The organism is Variovorax sp. RA8 (genome assembly GCF_901827175.1).
Classification (GTDB): domain Bacteria; phylum Pseudomonadota; class Gammaproteobacteria; order Burkholderiales; family Burkholderiaceae_C; genus Variovorax.
The window spans coordinates 212764-229648 of record NZ_LR594662.1 but is presented as its reverse complement, the minus strand read 5'-3'; the positions used below and the strand labels follow the sequence as shown (position 1 = coordinate 229648).

Here is a 16885-nt window from a genome sequence, read left to right as displayed (position 1 = left end):
CTTGCGTGGTCGCGGCCCCGTCAATCCGGATCAGGAAAGGTTTCCGTGAAGGCTGCCGCAAAGGCACGGGAGCCAGTCAGGGTGAGGGCAAGGGTCACTCGCCCAGGCACGCGCGGGATGGAAACCGTTGCGCGCTCGCGGTCGTAGGTGACCTCAAGCGGGACATCATGCTCGGCCACTGCTTGCAACTCGAAGTCCCATTCGCCGCTTTCTTCGACAGAAGATGGTGCGCCGAAGTTGCGACAGGCCCAAGCGAGCACGGTTTCGACCTCATGGATCAGGGCCGGCAAGCGATCGGCAAGGACGGACGCCATCGCGTCGAAGCTGCAGGCGCCGGTCTCCTCGTCGGTCATGTCGAAGAGCAGGTATTCGAGGGGCATCCCTGGAGGATGCCGCAATGTCGAAAGGTCCGACCTGCGCTAAACCTTGGCAGCTACCGGCAAATCAACACCGGGAGCAATCACCTTCGACCTTTCACTGGTGTGCACCATCTAGCTCCCCCTTTTGTCCATGGGGACCGACGAGCGCGTCGATCAGCGCGGTCGAGGCAGCCGACAAAGGCACCCTGCTGTTCCAGGCGATCTTGCTGATTCGCTCGGCCCACGGTTCGTCCAGGGGAATCGCGACCAAGCCCTGAAAGCGGCCCTGCTGCTCGAGGCTCGCCTGCGGCAGCACGCTGACGCCGAGACCGTTCTGCACCATGCGGCGGGTCGAGTCCATCCCCTTCACCTGAAGGCGCTGCCGCAGATGCACGCCGCGCGACTGCGCCTGCCGTGCGAGGAGTTCGGCCAGGGCCGTGCCGGCGGGGAGGCCTACCCAGTCCTCATCGATCAGCTCATCGAAACGCACACTCGCGCTGGCGCTCAGCCGATGCGACTCTGGCAATACCGCAACCAGCCGCTCGTGTCGATAGTTCTGCATCTTCAGACCCGGCACCTGATCGGGCACCACCAGCACGCCGACGTCAGCGCCGCCCTGCAGCAGCTTCTCGACGATGCTGTCGCTCGAGTGCTCTTGCAGGTCGACCCGGATGTTGGGTTGCGCGCGGAGGAAGCGCGCCAGGTCTTCCGGAAGATGCTGCACGATGGCCGAGGCGGACGCGAGCAGCGTGACATGCCCGCTCACTCCATGGCGCAGGTCCTGCAGCTCCCAGTCCAGCGCCTGCACATCCGCGACGATCTTGTGTGCATAGCGGGCTACCGCGCGGCCGGCTGGCGTCAGAACGGCGCCGCGCGGGACTCTGTCGAGCAGCTCGAACCCAATCGCTTCCTCGAGATGGCGTACGCGTCGACTCGCTGCCGAGGGCACGATGTGCGATTGCGCAGCAGCGCCCGCCAAGCTGCCTGCCGCCTCCAGCGCGGCGATCAGTTTGAGAACCCTGAGGCTCAACACGTCATAGAGCCGGGAAGGGGCTGCTCGCTTCATTGCATCCTCTGAGGTTGGAAACACGCGGCTGTCGCAGCGGGAAACTGGCAGGGTCGCATCTGGTACCGGGCCGTGCTTTTCAAGGATCTTCCGGGCGTGACGTTTGGGCAATGCCTCGGTGCAGAAATGTTAATCGACTTGGCTTGAAGCGCTCCCCATACTTCCCTTCCATGTTCCACAGGAGACCCGGAAAGCCATGCACCACGTCACCAATCTGCGCGATGTTCCATTGGAAGATCGGCCACACGCGCGAGGCGGCCTGTTCCACAACTACTCGTTGCTGCACGGCGAAGACGGCACCCCGGAGAATTTCTACCTGCAGCTGGCAAGCACGTACGGCGACTTCGACTCGCCGCGTCACAGGCACAACTTCGACCAGGTGCGACTGCAACTCGAGGGCGAGGTCGACTTCGCCCGCAATGGCGTGATGGCGCCGGGGACGGTCGGGTACTTTCCCGAAGGCGTGTACTACGGTCCGCAGAGCGTGCCCAAGGGCAAGTCGAAGGTGCTGGTGCTGCAATACGGCGGCGCCAGCGGCAGCGGCTACGTGGCGGAAGCCAGGTTGCAGCAGGGCATGGCCGAACTCAGGAAAACCGGCACCTTCGAGAAGGGCGTGTACAAGACCCACGATCGCAATGCCACCAAGCGCAACCAGGACGGCTATGAGGCCGTGTGGGAACACGTCAACGGCAGGCCGCTGCACTATCCGGAAGACCGCTACCTGACGCCCTTGTTCATGCGCCCCTCGGCGTTCCGGTGGCGGCCGACCGACACTGCCGGCGTCGAACGCAAGCACCTGGGCACTTTCTCCGAAGGCGGTACGCAGATCGCAATGCTTCGCCTGGCTTCGGACGTCAGCTGCGACGTCCGGGACCGCACCGTGCTGTTTGTTCTGGGTGGCGAAGGCCGCGCGGGGGGAAAGGCCTGGGAGACTCACTCGGCGATGTACAGCGGCGCGTCGGGCTCGCGCATCACGGCGCACAGCCTTTGCGAGCTGCTCGAAGTGCAGCTGCCCCGCCACTGAACCGACAACACGACAGCACCAAGGAACCAAGATGCGACTCTTTCAGCACAGAGTGGGGCGGGCCATCGCACCGGCAGTGGTCGCGATCGTGGCCTGCGTTGGAGGCGCGGCCTTGGCCGATGCCTATCCCTCGAAGCCGATCAAGATGGTCGTGCCCTTCCCGCCGGGCGGCGGCTTCGATGCCATTGCTCGCCCCTTCGCCGAGAAGCTGGGCGGCGCACTGGGCCAGGCCGTGGTGGTCGAGAACCGCGCCGGCGCAGGCGGCAACATCGGCGCCGAGTCGGTCGTGCGTTCGGCAGCCGACGGCTACACGCTGCTGTTCGGCAACGACAACCTTGCCACCAACCCGAATGTCTACAGGAACATCAAGTACGACCCGCTGAAGGACTTCGTTCCGCTGGGCATGGTCGCCACCATTCCGATCGCGATCGCCGTCAACCCCAACGTCAAGGCCGCGACCTTGCCGGAGCTGCTGGCGCTGTCGCGGACCACGCCGCTGAACTACGGCACTCCGGGCATCGGCACTTCGCCGCACCTGCTGGCCGAGATGGTGAGCTTCTCGAACAAGGCCAAATTCGTCCATATCCCCTATCGCGGTACGGGGCTCGCGATCACCGACGCGATCGGCGGCCAGATTGACATGGTGGTCGCGCCCGCGAGCGCCGTCGCCCCCCACATCCGGTCGGGAAAGCTGCGCGGCGTGGTCGTTCTCAGCGCCGAGCGCTCCCCGCTGCTGCCCAACCTGCCCGCGGTACCCGAGACGGGCCTGACAGGCATGGAATACGACATCTGGTATGCGTTGTTCGCGCCGGCGGGCACCCCCGAACCGGTGGTGCGCAAGCTGCGCGATGCGAGCCGGGCCGCCATCGCCCAGCCCGGTTTTGCCGAGAACCTGCGCGAACTGGGGATCCAGGTGAAGCCCGGGCAGACGACCGACATCACCGAACTGCTGAAGACCGATCTGGCGCGGTGGAAGGCCGTCGTGGACAGAACCTCGATCGTGGCGGACTGAGAGCGACGGCCATCGATGACGACACTCGGGATCCCCGTGCCCTCCACGCCCTCCCTCGACGCCCGTTATGAGATCGAAGACGGCGCTGTTTTTCTCAGCGGCATCCAGGCACTGGTGCGCCTGCCGATCGAGCAGATGCGGCGAGACCGCCAGGCCGGCCTGCGCACCCGCGCCTTCATCAGCGGCTATCCGGGCTCGCCGCTCGGCGGCTACGATCTTGCGCTGAACCGCGCCGCCTCGGCGCTTGAAGCGCACGGGGTCATGCACCGGCCGGGCCAGAACGAGGAACTGGCCGCCACCACGCTGATGGGCACACAGATGCTCGATGAGCATCCGCACCCGGATCTCGACGGTGTCGTCGCCTACTGGTACGGCAAAGGGCCCGGCCTCGACCGTTCGGGCGACGCCCTGAAGCACGGCAACTTCGCCGGCACCAGCACGCACGGCGCGGTCGTCATCCTGAGCGGCGAGGACCACGAGGCGAAGAGCTCGACCGTGCCTTACCAGCAAGAGCACGCCTTCGAGCACCACGGCATTCCCGTGCTGTATCCGTCGTCGGTGCAGGAGTTCGTGGAGTACGGGCTGCACGCGGCCGCGCTGTCGCGCTACAGCGGCTGTTGGGTCGCACTCAAGCTGGTAGGGCCGCTGTGCGATGGCGGCGAGGTGGTTCGCTTCTCGCCGCAACCTGCGCTTCCCCGGATCCCGCAGCTCTCGTTGGACGGCAAGCCTTTCAGGAAGATTGCGAACTTCCAGTTCTTTCCTGTGAAGAACATCGCCACCGAGCGCCAGCTCTACGTGGAACGGCATGCGGCGGTGCGCGCCTACGCGGAGCTCAACGAGCTGAACCGCGTCGTCGTTTCCACGCCGACCGATCGCATCGGCATCGTCAGCGCCGGCAAGAGCTACGCGGACACGCGCCAGGCGCTGCATGACATGGGCTTCGACGACGACAGCCTGCGCGCCGCCGGCATTCGCCTCGCCAAGATCGGGATGTCCTGGCCGCTCGAGCGCGCATTCGTGCGCAGGTTCGGCCAGGGCCTGCCGCGCATCATCGTCGTCGAGGAGAAGCGCGACTTCATCGAGCGCCAGCTCGGGCACGCACTGTGCGAGATCGGTCCGGTCCAGGTGCTCGGCAAGCACGATGCCGACGGCAGCGAGCTGTTCCCCGTCGAGGGCGGCATGAACGGCGATCTCATCGCGCGGGTGCTCGGCCGCGTATTGGCGCGCGAGCTCACGCTCCCCGCGGCAGCAGAGGAGCGGCTGGCCGAGCTCGACGCGCTCGGCGCCCGCGGTGAGAGCGTGCAGCCCAAACGCAGCCCGAACTACTGCTCCGGCTGCCCGCACAACGTGTCGACCAAGCTGGCGCCGGGCCAGGTCGCATGGGGCGCGCCGGGCTGCCACATCTTTGCCGCGCTGATGGACAAGCCGGACAAGCGCATCGAGGCCGTGACCCAGCTCGGCGGCGAAGGGCTGCCCTGGATCGGGCTCGCGCCCTTCACCAGCCGCAAGCACATGGTGCAGAACCTCGGCGACGGTTCGCTCATGCATTCGAGCTATCAGAACATCCGGTTCGCGGCGACGGCGGGCGTGAACATCACCTTCAAGATCCTGTTCAACGGCGTCATCGCCAATACCGGCGGGCAACGCTCGGTCGGCGCGCCCTCCATCGTGACGCTGCTCTCGCACCTCGTGCTCGAAGGCGTGTCGAAGATCGTCCTGATCGCCAAGGAGTTGCCGCGCTACGAGAAGGTGTCGCTTCCCTATGGCGTGCTCCTGCGGGACGTGAGCGCGCTCGAGGCGTCGATGAAGGAACTCGAGGCCACGCCCGGCACGACCATCCTTCTCTACGACGGCGAATGCGCGAACGAGCGCCGGCGCCAGCAGAAGCGCGGCAAGCTGCCGGCGCCGACGCGCTTCACAGTGGTCAACGAAGACGTGTGCGAGAACTGCGGCGACTGCGGCCGCACCGCCAATTGCATGTCGCTGCAGAAGGTCGACACCGAGTTCGGCGCGAAGACGCAGATCCACCAGTCGTCCTGCAACCAGGACCGGGCCTGCCTCGGAGGCGAATGTCCCTCGTTCGTCACCGTCGAGGTGAAGCCGGGCACCGAGGTGCGCAGGCCTGCGCCGGCGGCGATCGACGATGCCGCGATACCGCAGCCGCGAGTGCCGGCCTTGGACCTGCCGTACAACGTGTACATCCCCGGGCTCGGCGGCACCGGCGTGCTCACCGCCAACGCCATCCTCGCCCAAGCGGCCGCGCTGGATGGCACTGACGTCAAGAGCTACGACCAGACCGGCGCAGCCCAGAAATGGGGGCCGGTGGTGTCGAGCCTGGTGCTCTCGTCGCCTGCGAACCCGTCGATCACCAATCGCGTCGGAGCGGGCCGCGCCCACCTGTACCTCGCGCTGGACCTGCTGGCCGGCGTCGACGCGCAGAACCTGGCCAGCTGCGGACCAGCGACGCGGGCGGTGGTCAACACCGGGCTGCTGCCGAGCGGCGAAATGATCCGCGACCCGCAGCTTGCGATGCCGATCGAGCACATGCTCGGCGCCATCCGCTCGGCCACGCAGGGCGGGACCTGCATCGCCATCGACGCCCGCCGCATCGCCGAAGGGTTGTTCGGCGACTACGTGATGGCCAACATGGTGACGATCGGGGCGGCGTACCAGGCGGGGCTGCTGCCGATCACGGCCTCTAGCATCGAAGCCGCCATCCGGCTCAACGGCTCGCAGGAGAAGGTGAACATCCTGGCCTTTCGTGCTGGACGCCTGGCACAGCACGACCACGCGACGCTGGAACGCATGCTGGCGCGGCCGTACGAGACCTTGGCCGATCGTCTGGAGGAGAATGCCTGCCGCGGCAGCATCGCCGGCGATCGCCGCATCGACGACATGATGGCGGCAGTCGAGCTGCCCGACGATGAAGCCGGCTACGCGCTGCGCGCGAAGGTGCGCCTGCGCGCCGAGGACCTGATGCGCTACCAGAACGCGGCCTACGCGCGGCGCTACGTCCAGACGGTCGGGCGCGTCGCGAGGCTGGAGCGCGCCGTTCTCGGCGAGCCGACGGACCCTTCGCTCGCCGGCGCCGTGGCGCGCAATCTGCACAAGCTCATGAGCTACAAGGACGAGTACGAAGTCGCGCGCCTGTTGACCCAACGCACCTTCGCGCGCCGCGTGGAGGAGATGTTCACCGGCCCGGTGCGGATGGTCTTCAATCTGCAGCCGCCGTTCATGCGCTGGTTCGGCCTCAAGGGCAAGATTGGACTCGGCCCGTGGATGCGACCCGTTCTCCAGGCGCTGGCATGCATGAAGTTCGTGCGCGGCACCCCCTTCGATCCGTTCGGCTATGGGGCGGTGCGCCGCCAGGAGCGCGACGTACTGCGCTGGTACACCGAACTCGTCGAGTCGACGATGAGCCGCTTGACGCCTGCGACACGGGCGCTGGCGTTGGAACTGCTGTCGCTGCCCGAAGGCATCCGCGGGTACGAGCACATCAAGACAGAGGGCATTCACGCGACGAAGATGAAGGCAGCCGAGTTGAACGAGCGCTTCGCTCTTCGCGAAACCAGTGCTCGCGTGATCAGGGTCTCGCCGGCGCCCGTGACATGAAGATGATCCCTTGCGCGCGGAGCGTAGCCGTTTCCCGGGCTCGATAACAAGCGGGTGGCTCTGCGGCTCGCGCGACGAAGCGCTGGGCGAGCGGGCTTGCCGGTCGCATCGCGGCGCGCTCGGCCGCCAGCGCTGTTGCGAGTGACCGATCGCCGCTGCGCAGCGCCGCCTCGATCAGCGTCAGGTCGAGCAGGTCGCGCTGCGCGTGGCTGCCGCCGAAGCGATGTGCGCGCGAGCGGATCTGCCGCAGCAGCGCGACGACCGTCGCTTGGTCGCCTGCCACGAAGGCCTGCACGGCGCGCGTCGCTGCCTCACCCACCTCGGCGGTGAAGGCGCGGTTGTCGCCGTCACCGGCGAGCGCTGCGCGCTGTGTCTCGCGCAGCTGCGCGGCGAGGTCGACGCGCCCGGCGCTCGCAAAGGCCATCATCGCGTGCAGGTCGTTGAAGGCGTAGTTGCCCGCGGTGGCATGCGGCGCCCAGCGCTCGGCCAGCGGCTTCCAGCGATCGCCGACGTCCACGCCGCGCAGCGCCAGGCGCCACAGCAGTGCGCTTTGATCGATCATGTCGAGCACGACCGCGGAGCCCGGCCCGCCAATCGAAGCGTCGTACATCGCGAGCACCTCGTCGTGCCGGTCCTGCTCGAGCTTGAACAGCGCCAGGTGCCACCAGTTGTGCACTGCGAAGAAGCTGTCGCGCGACCAGTGCGCCGCATTCGCCTCGAGCCAGGCGATGCCGTCATTCGGCGCATTGCGCATCTCGTGCACATGCGCCACCGCATGCCAGGCCCAGGTGTCGCGCGGCTGCAATTCGATGGCCCGGCGTCCGGTGCGCTCGGCCTGCGCATAGTCGCCGGTCTCCTCGAGCCCGAAGGCGTGCATGCCGAGCACCGCATGATGGCCGGGCATCGCGTCGTTCCAGTGCGGTCGCACGCGCGCGATGCGGTCGCGCAGCATGCGCGAATCGCCGGTGAAGAAGTCCACCTGGTGGCCGGATTGCAGGGCGAGCAGGTCGCGCGGGTGCTGCGCCGACAGGTCCTCCAGCACGCGCGCGGCATCGCGCCAACGGCCGGCGGCGACGAGCGCAGCGGAGCGCGCATGCATCCGCTCGCGATCGGTTCCGGCGTGGCGCGCCGCAGCCTCGGCCGCCTCGCGCGCGGTCGCCAGCGCCGGCACCTCGGTGCCGAGCAGGTGCAGCCAGGCTCGCAGCGTGTGCGCGATCGACATGCCTGGCGCCTCGGCGAGCGCACGGTCGATCGTCGCGAGCGGGTCGCCGATCAGGCAGCGCATCTCGTGCGCGGCCTGTTCGTAGTAGTCGATCCCGGCAGCGGTGGCACCGCTCACCGGGTGTCCGAGGGTGTCGATCAGTGCGGTCATCGTCGGGCACTCCGGGATCAGGCGATGGCCGCCACGTCGGCGGCAAAGTCGGCGGTCCGGTATCCTCCGGCCGGCTTGTCGCTGGCGCCATGGCCGCGTTGGGTGAGCGCGATCACGCGCAGCTCGGATGGCAGGCAGGGGAGCACCGGCTCGAAGGAGCGCCACGAGTCGGTGACCCCGTGCAGCGCAATGACCGGCGTGCCAGAGCGGCCGCCCTGTTCGGCGAACTCGAGCCGCGCGCGGCCGGGGAGTTGAATCTGGCGAAGGGTGAGCTTCATCGAGGGTTCCTCAGGTGGTGCGGGTGGAGATGGACGGGACACCCTGCGGGTGATCCGCATGTCGGGCACTCGGGCCGCGGTGCCGTCCCAGAAGCCCATGCGAAAGTCTCTTGCGCGGACGTATCTCGCATGTTTCGGGACCGCCGGACTTTGTTCTCCATTTGTTATCCGCGTGTAGGCGGCAACCAAAAGGCACATCCCTGGCGCTCAGCTTGCCGGGACGAAAAGCGGAGACGTCGGCGAAGTTTCGCTCCTGGCTCTGGCCGCTCATCGTGTCCATGCCTTGTGCGGGCGATGGGTTTGAACGCTCCTCCTTCCTGTGGATTGCGCCCTGAGGCCGAAGCCGCCTATGCTCGCTGAGGAGGTCAGGCGCCATGAACCCAACGATCCGGACGCTGAGTGCGTCGCTGCTCGCCATTGCGTGCACCGGGTGCATCTCGCTGCAGCAGACCGAGGACCAGGTTGCCATCCGGCCACCCGGCAAGCGCTTGATCGCCGAGCTGCGCCCCTATGAGCCCGAGGCAAGGCGCCACCTGCCTTATGCATGGCTATCCCAATCCGCGTATGAAAAGACGCCGGCGGGCAAAGAAGAGGCCGATCCATGCCGAGACGCGGATCAAGCGCTAGGCGAAGCCCATTGGAAGCGCTGGGACGGGTTTCCGCGCGAAGAGAGCTTGAAGACCGAGATCGAGAAGTACCACCTTCGCGTCGAGGTGTGGAGCAAGGAGAGCCCGCCTCAAGTGGCCGTGGCCTTCGGGGGGACGGTTTTCGACAACCGAAACGACTGGCGAGCGAATCTGCGCTGGTTTCTTCCCAAACACGACGACCAGTACACCCTTGTGGTGAAACACCTGGGGCCTGCATTCAACGAGGAGTTCAAGCGCAGGATGGCGCAACGGGAATGGGGCGACGCCAAGCCGTCGGTCGTGTCCACCGGTCACTCGCTGGGCGGAGGCCTTGCGCAGCAGTTCGCCTATGCGCTCCCTCTGGACGGCAACGTCCCGAGGGTTTCAAGGGTCTACGCCTTCCACCCCTCCCCCGTCACCGGCTACTTCTCCGTCGAGCAACACACGCGCGAAAAGAACTCGGAAGACCTGGAGATCGAGCGGATCTACGAACGCGGCGAGATCCTGGCCTTGCTGCGCTCCCTTCAAAGCGTCTTCTTCAAGCCGTCGGAAGCAGACCCTGTCGTTACCGGCTATCGATACAGCGTTGTTCTCAAGGCAGATCCGGTCAAGGATCACTCCCTCGGGAAGTTTGCGTGCGCCTTGGCTGAGAAGCTGGGGATGAACGGAGCACGGGTGGCCAAGGCCAAATGAGGGACGGTCTCGCGCGGCAGCGTTCAGGTCGCGCTGCTCACGTTTCGTAGTGCCTGCGCCTTCTCATCATGGAAAGCAGCAATGTCATCAGGAGTGCGCCAGCGCCGGCGGCAATGAGTGCCGAGCGCACCGGTTCGTTGGCGATGTACCGCGTGCAACTTTCCTTCACCTCGTCGACTTGCCCCTGCCAGTCGCGCAGCTTCCGACCCGTGGCGCCCACGGCTTTCTGAGCATAGGCCTTGCTCGTCGCGCCAGCGCTCCTCGCGATGTCCTTGGCGTCATGGGAGAGGCCCCTGACGGTGTCCAGGGCCTCCGCGCCGGTCTCCTTGACGTCTTCGACGGTCGACCTGATTGACTGGGCGGCGTCTCTGCCAATCTGTCCACTCTCTTGGGCATACCCTTTCGCAGCCTCAAGGGCGTCTTGCGCAACCTGCCGGGCCTCGTCAGCAAGCTCGGCAGGACTCTTCACGTTGTCGGTTGCCATGCAGTGCTCCTCGTCGTCTTACTTCTTTCTCGCCTTCAGGTGCTGCTCGACGGTTGGCGCATGGGTGCCAACGGCTCTCACCGCGGCTTTGAGCTCGTCCGCGGAGACACCAAACTTCTGGGACCAATCCCTCAGCTCGTAATCTTCGTTGACGTTGATGCGCGAGCGGTCCTGCCCGCCGGGTTTCGTCTTGTCGTCTGCCATGTTGTTCCTTTCGTTCGCGCATTGGCGCAGTGGGAACGGCGAGCTTTCTCCGACGACCGGGCACAGCGGGTCGGAGAACGACGGCGCCCGTTGGAAGGCCAGTCCGACATTGGAACGACCGCAGCCTACGCAGGACACACGGCAAAGCGTCTACGATGTTCTGCAATGCTGACCCTGCCTGGATCGACAGCCCCGTGTACCTGCCTGCTGCTCGCGGGAGACTCCGGTGAAACTTGAGACGTTCAAATTCAAGCGCATCGTCGTGGTGTGTGCGGACTGCGAAGACCGCTCGGATGGCCCGCGACATCTCAGCAGCAAGTCGGCAACCAAGGAACTGCGCCGCCTCTCCGCCGACTCCCCGGTGCGTGCGCGCGTCACACGCACGCGCTGTCTGGGGCTGTGCCCGCACAAGGCGCTGGCGGCAGTGGCGCTGGGCGAATCCCTGCCAGCGATGAGCGCGGAGATGGACGACGAGGCCGATCTGCGCGTGCTGGCACGCTATGCCTTCGGGCCGGATGGGGTGAAGCGCTGAGCTGTCCGAAAGGGCATGGCCCAGGCAGCCGATGGCGTTCTCGGCCGTGCGAAGGCCCTATGCAGCACGCCTTATGACGGACGACACCGTTTGAGCCAACGCGCCTCCCGGACAACACGGTGCGGTCTTACAGCTCACTGTACCCCGCGTTCGAGATGCTCCAGGAGCAACAACTCAAACGGAGATTTTCATGAAAGCCATCGCATCAATCGCCATCGCCATCTGCAGCGTCGTGACGCTCGCCGCGTGCGACGTGAAGAAGACGGCCGAGGGGAACGTTACGGTGCCCAAGTACGAAGTCGAGAAGAAGCAGGCCGGCGACGTGACACTTCCCAAGTATGACGTGACGACGCCTGACGTGAAAGTGACCAAGGAAGAGAAGACCGTGACAGTTCCAACGGTGAAGACCGAGGAGAAGGTGATCGAAGTGCCGAAGGTCTCTGTCACTCCAGCCAAGGAAAAGTAGCCAGCTTTCGCTTCCTCGCGTGGCTGTCGAAACCGAGCTACGCTGCCTTTCGCTCAGACGTGCTCTTCTTCGCCGGCGCACGCCTGGGCTTGGACTTCTTCGCTGGAGCAGTCTTGGCCGCAGACTTGTTCGCGGCCTTGCCACTTGCCTTCGAGCGGCCCTTCAAGCTCCTTTGCAGCAGCTCGGTGAGGTCGATGACGTTGGAGCTTTCCGGCGCTTCCTCTTCGGGCTCCAGGACGGTTTCGGTCTTGCCCGCCTTCACCTTCTTGTCGACCAGCTTCATCACCTGGTGCCGGAACTCGTCCTTGAAATCTTCCGGGTCCCACTTGCCGGACATCTCGGCGATCAGCTGCCTGGCCATCTTCATCTCTGCGGCGCTGACGTTCTTTCGCCCGGCAGGCGGAAGGTCCAGCGAGTCCAGCGTTTTGACTTCGTCACCCCAGCGCAGCAGGTTCAGGACCAGGACTGCGCCGGAGGGCACCAGCGCGGCAAGGTGCTGCTTGGTGGCGATCACCACCTTGGCAAGCGCGATTTTCCCGCTGTCGACGAGGGCCTCGCGCAACAGGGCATAGACCTTGTCGCTCTTGTTGATGGGCGCCACGTAGTAGGGCCGCTCCAGGAAGATGAAGGGCATCTCGGCCGCATCGATGAAGCGCTCGATCTGGATGGTCTGCGTCGTCTTGGGAAAGACCGCCTCGATTTCCTCGGGGCTGATGATGACGTACTTCCCGTCCTCGTATTCAACGCCCTTGACGATGTTGTCCTTGCTGATTTCCTTGCCGGTCCGCTTGTTGATGCGCTTGTAGCCGACAGGGTCCATCGAGCGCTTGTCGAGCCAGTCGAAGTCCACGCCTTCCTCGGTCGCTGCCGTGTGAAGACCCACGGGGATGTGGACGAGACCGAAGGTGATGGCCCCCTTCCAGAGCGTGCGACTACCTGTTGCCATGCCTCAGCTTCCTTACGACGGGATGACCCCCGCAGCGCGCAGCCTGCGGCCCCTGAGCCGTTGCGGCGTAGGTGCGCGTAGCACCTGGCCGTAGGGAGGCTGCGCTTTCGAGCGTGACCGAATGACGGAACGGCTACCCTACGGGCTATGTCAAGTCTGCGCCACATCGCGGTCTACGTCGAGGAGCCGAAGGCGGGCCGCTTCGCGTGGGTCCTGGCCGAGCTCAAGGGCCGCAGTTGGCGGCAGCTGGAAAAATCCGACTCGCCGGTGGCGAGCTACAAGGCGGCCATGGCCGAAGGGCTGGTTGCGCTGCAGGCCACGGCGGAGGACCTGGACATCGGGCCACGCGAAGCTGATGCGCCTGAGCTCGAAAGCGATGCCGGCGAGAGCCCCCATCAAGAAGCGAAGCGCGCCGCTCCTGCGAAGGAGACCGCACCTGGAAAGCGGTACTTCGGATTCGGGCCCGCGCAGTAACTTCGTAGCAACCGTGGCTGCTGACTGCCCAGAGATTCAAAGCCGTGCGGATCGCAACCTGGAACATCAACAACGTCGTCAAGCGCCTGGACCTGCTGTGCGACTGGCTCGAACGCGCCAAGCCCGATGTGGTGGCGCTGCAGGAGCTGAAGACCTCCACGGCCGAGTTCCCCGCCGAGCGGCTCAGTTCACTCGGCTACCAATGCCTGGTCGTCGGCCAACGCAGCTGGAACGGCGTCGCCCTCCTCGCCCGCGGACATGAACCTCTGCCGGTCGTCACGGCTCTGCCGGGCGATCCGAAGGACAAGGATGCCCGCTATGTCGAGGCCGCGGTCAACGGGGTCCTGTACGCCTGCCTGTACCTGCCGAACGGCAATCCTCAGCCCGGGCCCAAGTTCGACTACAAGCTGCGCTGGTTCGAGCGCATGCGCAATCGCGCCGAAGAGCTCTGGTCGTCCGGTCAGCCGGTCGTGCTGCTGGGCGACTGGAACGTGGTCCCGACGGACGCCGACATCTACAAGCCGGACACGTGGCGCGACAACGCATTGCTGCAACCCGAGCCGCGCGAGGCCTTTGCCGCGATCCTGGCCCAGGGCTGGACCGATGCGCTCCAGGCTGCCCATCCCAAGCACAAGCTGTTCACCTTCTGGGACTATCGCCGCAAACGCTGGGAGCGCGATGCGGGCCTGCGCATCGACCACATCCTCGTGAGCGAGTCCCTGAAGGTCGTGGATGCGGGCGTGGACCGCGAGGAACGTGGACGCGAGAATGCCAGCGACCATGCTCCCGTATGGGCAGAACTCCGAGCGGCCAGGCCAAGGCGGGCGGCCGGGAAAAAACAGCAGACCGAGCCGCTCTCGAGCTACAAGGCCAAGCGCGATTTCTCCAAGACCGCAGAGCCGGCCGGCACCCCGGTGCGACGAAGCAAGGCAAAGCGCGACCGGCAAGTCTTCGTCATACAGAAGCATTGGGCCTCGCGATTGCACTACGACGTGCGGCTGGAGCTCGACGGCGTGATGGTGTCGTGGGCCGTGCCAAAAGGGCCGTCCTACGACCCGGCGGTCAAGCAGATGGCCATCCATGTCGAAGACCACCCCATCGACTACAACACCTTCGAAGGCGACATCCCCAAGGGCGAGTACGGCGGCGGAACCGTCATCGTCTGGGACCAGGGAACCTGGGAGCCGGTCGGCGACCCACGGGAAGGGCTTGCCAAGGGCAAGCTCATCTTCAAGCTGCACGGACAGAAGCTCGCGGGGCTGTGGGAGCTGGTGCGCATCTCGAAGCCAGGCGACAAGAAGCAGGAACAGTGGATTTTCTTCAAGAAGCGCGGCGATGCGTGGGCCCGCCCGAGTACGGAGTACGACGTGATAGCCGCACTGCCGGACAGCGTCATCACGCAACCGCTGGGCCTGGTCGAGGAGCGCGAGCCCCGCAGCGCAGCCGTCTTGCGGCCGCGTGCCGACACGGCCGACCTGCGGCAAGCCAAGCGGGCACCGTTGCCTGCGAAGCTGCAGCCCCAACTTGCCACGCTGGTGTCGTCCGTACCGCAGGGGGATGATTGGATTGTCGAGAGCAAGTTCGACGGCTACCGCCTGCTCGCACGCATTGATGAAGGCGATGTCCGGCTGTTGACCCGCAACGGCCATGACTGGACCAGCAAGGTCGAGTCCATTGCACGGGCCGTCGCGGACCTAGGCCTGGACAGCGCTTGGCTCGATGGTGAGATCGTGGTGCTGAACGAGGCCGGCGTGCCCGATTTCAACCGGCTTCAGAACGCCATCGACAACGCCCGCACCAGCGACATCCAGATGTTCGTGTTCGACGCGCCGTTCCTGGGCGGCATGGACTTGCGCGACGTGCCGCTGGCCAGTCGGCGGGAGGCGCTCCGAGCGCTGTTCGAGCAGCGCGAGGACGGCATCGTCCGGTTCAGCCAGTCCTTCGACGTGCTGCCAGGGCAACTGCTGGATGCCGCCTGCCGGATGGGCATGGAAGGCATCATCGTCAAGCGCGCCGACTCGCCCTACACCGCGGGTCGCACGGAAACCTGGCTGAAGTTGAAGTGCACGCACAGGCAGGAGTTCGTGGTGGTCGGCTTCACCGACCGCGCCGGCGCTGCCCGCGAGGTCGGCAGCTTGCTGTTGGGCTACCACGAAGGGGACGCGCTGCGGTTTGCCGGCTCTGTCGGCACCGGGTGGGGCTCGGCGACCGGGCGCGAGTTGAAGACGGCGCTGTCCAAGCTGCGGGTCAGCCAGCCCACCGTCGCGCCCGAGGAGGCCAAACCCGGCCGATGGTCCAGGCGCAGGGCCGGCTCCGAGCACTGGGTCAAGCCCGACATGGTGGTCGAGGTTGCATTCTCGGAGTGGACGCCGGACGGTCGCATCAGACATCCTGTGTTTCGCGGCGTGCGCAGCGACAAGCCGGCGGCGGACATCGTGCGCGAGGACGCCAAGCCGACGGGGGCTGCGCGTTCCGCGCCGAAGATGCCGCAGGCCACCGGGGTGAAGGTCACGAACCCCGAGCGGGTGATCGACCCTTCCACCGGCATGCGGAAGGTGGACCTGGTGCGGTACTACGAGAGCGTGGCCGAATGGATGCTGCCGCACTTGAAGGGTCGTCCGGTGTCGCTGGTGCGGGGCCCCACGGGCATCACGGGCGAGCTGTTTTTCCAGAAGCACGACGACAAGCTCTCCATTCCGCATGTGCGCAATTTGCCCGCGCATCTCTGGCCCGGCCACGCCGAGCTGCTGGAGGTGTCCAGTGCGCGTGCGCTGGTGGCCTGTGCCCAGATGAACGTCATCGAGTTCCATACATGGAACTCGCTCGCAAAGAACGTCGACAAGCCGGACCGGATGCTTTTCGACCTCGACCCCGGGGAAGGCACGAGCTGGCAGCACGTCCAGGAGGCCGCGACCCTGGTTCGGGCCTTGCTGTCGGAGCTCGGGCTCGAGTCCTGGTTGAAGACAAGCGGCGGCAAGGGCCTGCACGTCGTGGTGCCGCTGGCGCCGCGCTTCGACTACGACACCGTCAAGGCGTTCTCGCAGGCGGTGGTCCAGCATCTGGCCAGGACCATTCCATCGAGGTTCGTCGCCAAGAGCGGCGCTTCCAATCGCGTGGGCAAGCTCTTTGTCGACTACCTGCGCAACGGCCACGGCGCAACGACGGCCACGGCGTTCTCGGCGCGCGCACGTCCGGGCCTTGGCGTATCGATGCCGGTGAGCTGGGATGACCTGCCCAAGCTCAAGAGCGGCGCCCAGTGGACGATCGGGACCGCGCGGGAGTACCTGTCGTTTCAAAGGACGGACCCGTGGTCGGCGTACTGGACCACCAGGCTGTCGCTCACCGCGGCGATGACGACGTTGGGATTCGTTGCCCCCAAGCGGAAGTCGCGGCCGTAAGCCCCGACCGTCGCCGGCGCGCGAGGGTGGCGTGAGCTGGACGCCCTGTTGCAGTCGTGGCAACCATGCAGCGCAGTAGTCCCGCGCCCCAACATCAAGCAACACTTGTGGCGCGGTGTTACAGTCGCTGCCAAAAAAATCGGCCGTCCCATGTAGCGCTTCATAGCGCTCGCATCGGGAGGGAGGTGGCCCTCCGTACGAAGCGATCCTCGGTAGCGCCGTCCTCGAACGGTGGCCTCCAGGCGCTTCCAGAAAGCAACCCGCTGACGGATTCACGGCCACCACATGATGATTTCTGCTGTCCCCGTAGCCACGCCCGCGCCGTTCGCCGGCCTGCGG

At 66.0% G+C, this 16885-nt stretch carries 15 protein-coding genes; 8 read left to right on the top strand and 7 right to left on the bottom strand.

All coding sequences use genetic code 11. The annotated features are described in order from the left end of the window. Positions 1 to 20: 20 nt before the first annotated feature. A complete protein-coding gene (locus E5P3_RS01035) occupies positions 21 to 380 on the bottom strand; it encodes a hypothetical protein (RefSeq protein ID WP_162584294.1) in 360 nt (119 codons plus the stop codon). Between the two features lie 94 nt (positions 381 to 474). Beyond that, entirely contained in the window at positions 475 to 1425 is a 951-nt protein-coding gene (locus E5P3_RS01030; RefSeq protein ID WP_162584293.1) for a LysR substrate-binding domain-containing protein, read from the bottom strand. Between the two features lie 196 nt (positions 1426 to 1621). On the opposite strand from E5P3_RS01030, the gene E5P3_RS01025 reads away from it, so the two are divergent. The 3 genes from E5P3_RS01025 to E5P3_RS01015 are packed head-to-tail and all read left to right on the top strand — an operon-like array spanning position 1622 to position 7073. Then, positions 1622 to 2449 carry a hypothetical protein gene (locus E5P3_RS01025; protein ID WP_162584292.1) on the top strand — a complete coding sequence of 276 codons (828 nt, stop codon included), beginning with the start codon at positions 1622 to 1624 and terminating at the stop codon, positions 2447 to 2449. Positions 2450 to 2480: 31 nt separating this feature from the next. Continuing rightward, positions 2481 to 3461: a Bug family tripartite tricarboxylate transporter substrate binding protein gene (locus tag E5P3_RS01020; protein ID WP_162584291.1), complete on the top strand. Its 981-nt coding sequence runs from the start codon at positions 2481 to 2483 to the stop codon at positions 3459 to 3461. A gap of 15 nt (positions 3462 to 3476) precedes the next feature. Continuing rightward, positions 3477 to 7073 (top strand): indolepyruvate ferredoxin oxidoreductase family protein, encoded by a 3597-nt coding sequence (locus tag E5P3_RS01015; RefSeq protein WP_162584290.1) that lies wholly within the window; start codon positions 3477 to 3479, stop codon positions 7071 to 7073. On the opposite strand, the gene E5P3_RS01010 is transcribed toward E5P3_RS01015, so the two are convergent. Both E5P3_RS01010 and E5P3_RS01005 read right to left on the bottom strand, forming a co-directional pair. Beyond that, positions 7045 to 8445, bottom strand: a complete 1401-nt coding sequence (locus E5P3_RS01010) for a tetratricopeptide repeat protein (protein WP_197893926.1) — start codon at positions 8443 to 8445, stop codon at positions 7045 to 7047. The genes E5P3_RS01015 and E5P3_RS01010 overlap by 29 nt on opposite strands. A 17-nt stretch (positions 8446 to 8462) precedes the next feature. After that, the gene (locus E5P3_RS01005) at positions 8463 to 8723 is read right to left on the bottom strand and encodes an alpha/beta fold hydrolase (RefSeq protein ID WP_162584289.1); all 261 of its coding nucleotides are present in this window, start codon (positions 8721 to 8723) and stop codon (positions 8463 to 8465) included. 374 nt (positions 8724 to 9097) lie between these two features. Here E5P3_RS01005 and E5P3_RS01000 point away from each other — a divergent pair, with 374 nt between their 5' ends. Next, on the top strand, positions 9098 to 10042 hold the full coding sequence (locus tag E5P3_RS01000) for a lipase family protein (RefSeq protein WP_162584288.1): 945 nt from the start codon (positions 9098 to 9100) through the stop codon (positions 10040 to 10042). A gap of 37 nt (positions 10043 to 10079) precedes the next feature. On the opposite strand, the gene E5P3_RS00995 is transcribed toward E5P3_RS01000, so the two are convergent. Then, positions 10080 to 10526, bottom strand: a complete 447-nt coding sequence (locus E5P3_RS00995) for a hypothetical protein (RefSeq protein ID WP_162584287.1) — start codon at positions 10524 to 10526, stop codon at positions 10080 to 10082. An 18-nt stretch (positions 10527 to 10544) separates the two neighbouring features. Next, entirely contained in the window at positions 10545 to 10730 is a 186-nt protein-coding gene (locus tag E5P3_RS00990) for a DUF3606 domain-containing protein (RefSeq protein WP_162584286.1), read from the bottom strand. Between the two features lie 226 nt (positions 10731 to 10956). Between E5P3_RS00990 and E5P3_RS00985 the strand changes: the two genes are divergently transcribed. Then, complete coding sequence (locus tag E5P3_RS00985; RefSeq protein ID WP_162584285.1) at positions 10957 to 11262, top strand: hypothetical protein; 306 nt, start codon at positions 10957 to 10959, stop codon at positions 11260 to 11262. 190 nt (positions 11263 to 11452) lie between these two features. Beyond that, positions 11453 to 11728: a hypothetical protein gene (locus E5P3_RS00980; protein ID WP_162584284.1), complete on the top strand. Its 276-nt coding sequence runs from the start codon at positions 11453 to 11455 to the stop codon at positions 11726 to 11728. A gap of 37 nt (positions 11729 to 11765) precedes the next feature. On the opposite strand, the gene ku is transcribed toward E5P3_RS00980, so the two are convergent. Continuing rightward, the gene (gene ku, locus E5P3_RS00975) at positions 11766 to 12674 is read right to left on the bottom strand and encodes a non-homologous end joining protein Ku (protein WP_162584283.1); all 909 of its coding nucleotides are present in this window, start codon (positions 12672 to 12674) and stop codon (positions 11766 to 11768) included. Positions 12675 to 12821: 147 nt separating this feature from the next. Between ku and E5P3_RS00970 the strand changes: the two genes are divergently transcribed. Next, entirely contained in the window at positions 12822 to 13148 is a 327-nt protein-coding gene (locus tag E5P3_RS00970; RefSeq protein ID WP_162584282.1) for a hypothetical protein, read from the top strand. A gap of 44 nt (positions 13149 to 13192) precedes the next feature. Beyond that, positions 13193 to 16546, top strand: coding sequence for a DNA ligase D (gene ligD, locus E5P3_RS00965; protein ID WP_162584281.1), 3354 nt, complete (start codon positions 13193 to 13195; stop codon positions 16544 to 16546). The last annotated feature ends 339 nt before the right edge of the window (positions 16547 to 16885 follow it).

Bases quoted from the DNA above. Each gene is read 5' to 3' on its own strand.
- E5P3_RS00995 (WP_162584287.1), bottom strand. From the start codon at position 10,526: ATGGCAACCGACAACGTGAAGAGTCCTGCCGAGCTTGCTGACGAGGCC.
- ku (WP_162584283.1), bottom strand. From the start codon at position 12,674: ATGGCAACAGGTAGTCGCACGCTCTGGAAGGGGGCCATCACCTTCGGT.
- E5P3_RS01000 (WP_162584288.1), top strand. From the start codon at position 9,098: ATGAACCCAACGATCCGGACGCTGAGTGCGTCGCTGCTCGCCATTGCG.
- E5P3_RS01015 (WP_162584290.1), top strand. From the start codon at position 3,477: ATGACGACACTCGGGATCCCCGTGCCCTCCACGCCCTCCCTCGACGCC.
- E5P3_RS01010 (WP_197893926.1), bottom strand. From the start codon at position 8,445: ATGACCGCACTGATCGACACCCTCGGACACCCGGTGAGCGGTGCCACC.
- E5P3_RS00970 (WP_162584282.1), top strand. From the start codon at position 12,822: ATGTCAAGTCTGCGCCACATCGCGGTCTACGTCGAGGAGCCGAAGGCG.
- E5P3_RS00990 (WP_162584286.1), bottom strand. From the start codon at position 10,730: ATGGCAGACGACAAGACGAAACCCGGCGGGCAGGACCGCTCGCGCATC.
- E5P3_RS01020 (WP_162584291.1), top strand. From the start codon at position 2,481: ATGCGACTCTTTCAGCACAGAGTGGGGCGGGCCATCGCACCGGCAGTG.
- E5P3_RS01025 (WP_162584292.1), top strand. From the start codon at position 1,622: ATGCACCACGTCACCAATCTGCGCGATGTTCCATTGGAAGATCGGCCA.
- E5P3_RS01030 (WP_162584293.1), bottom strand. From the start codon at position 1,425: ATGAAGCGAGCAGCCCCTTCCCGGCTCTATGACGTGTTGAGCCTCAGG.
- E5P3_RS01005 (WP_162584289.1), bottom strand. From the start codon at position 8,723: ATGAAGCTCACCCTTCGCCAGATTCAACTCCCCGGCCGCGCGCGGCTC.
- E5P3_RS01035 (WP_162584294.1), bottom strand. From the start codon at position 380: ATGCCCCTCGAATACCTGCTCTTCGACATGACCGACGAGGAGACCGGC.
- E5P3_RS00980 (WP_162584284.1), top strand. From the start codon at position 11,453: ATGAAAGCCATCGCATCAATCGCCATCGCCATCTGCAGCGTCGTGACG.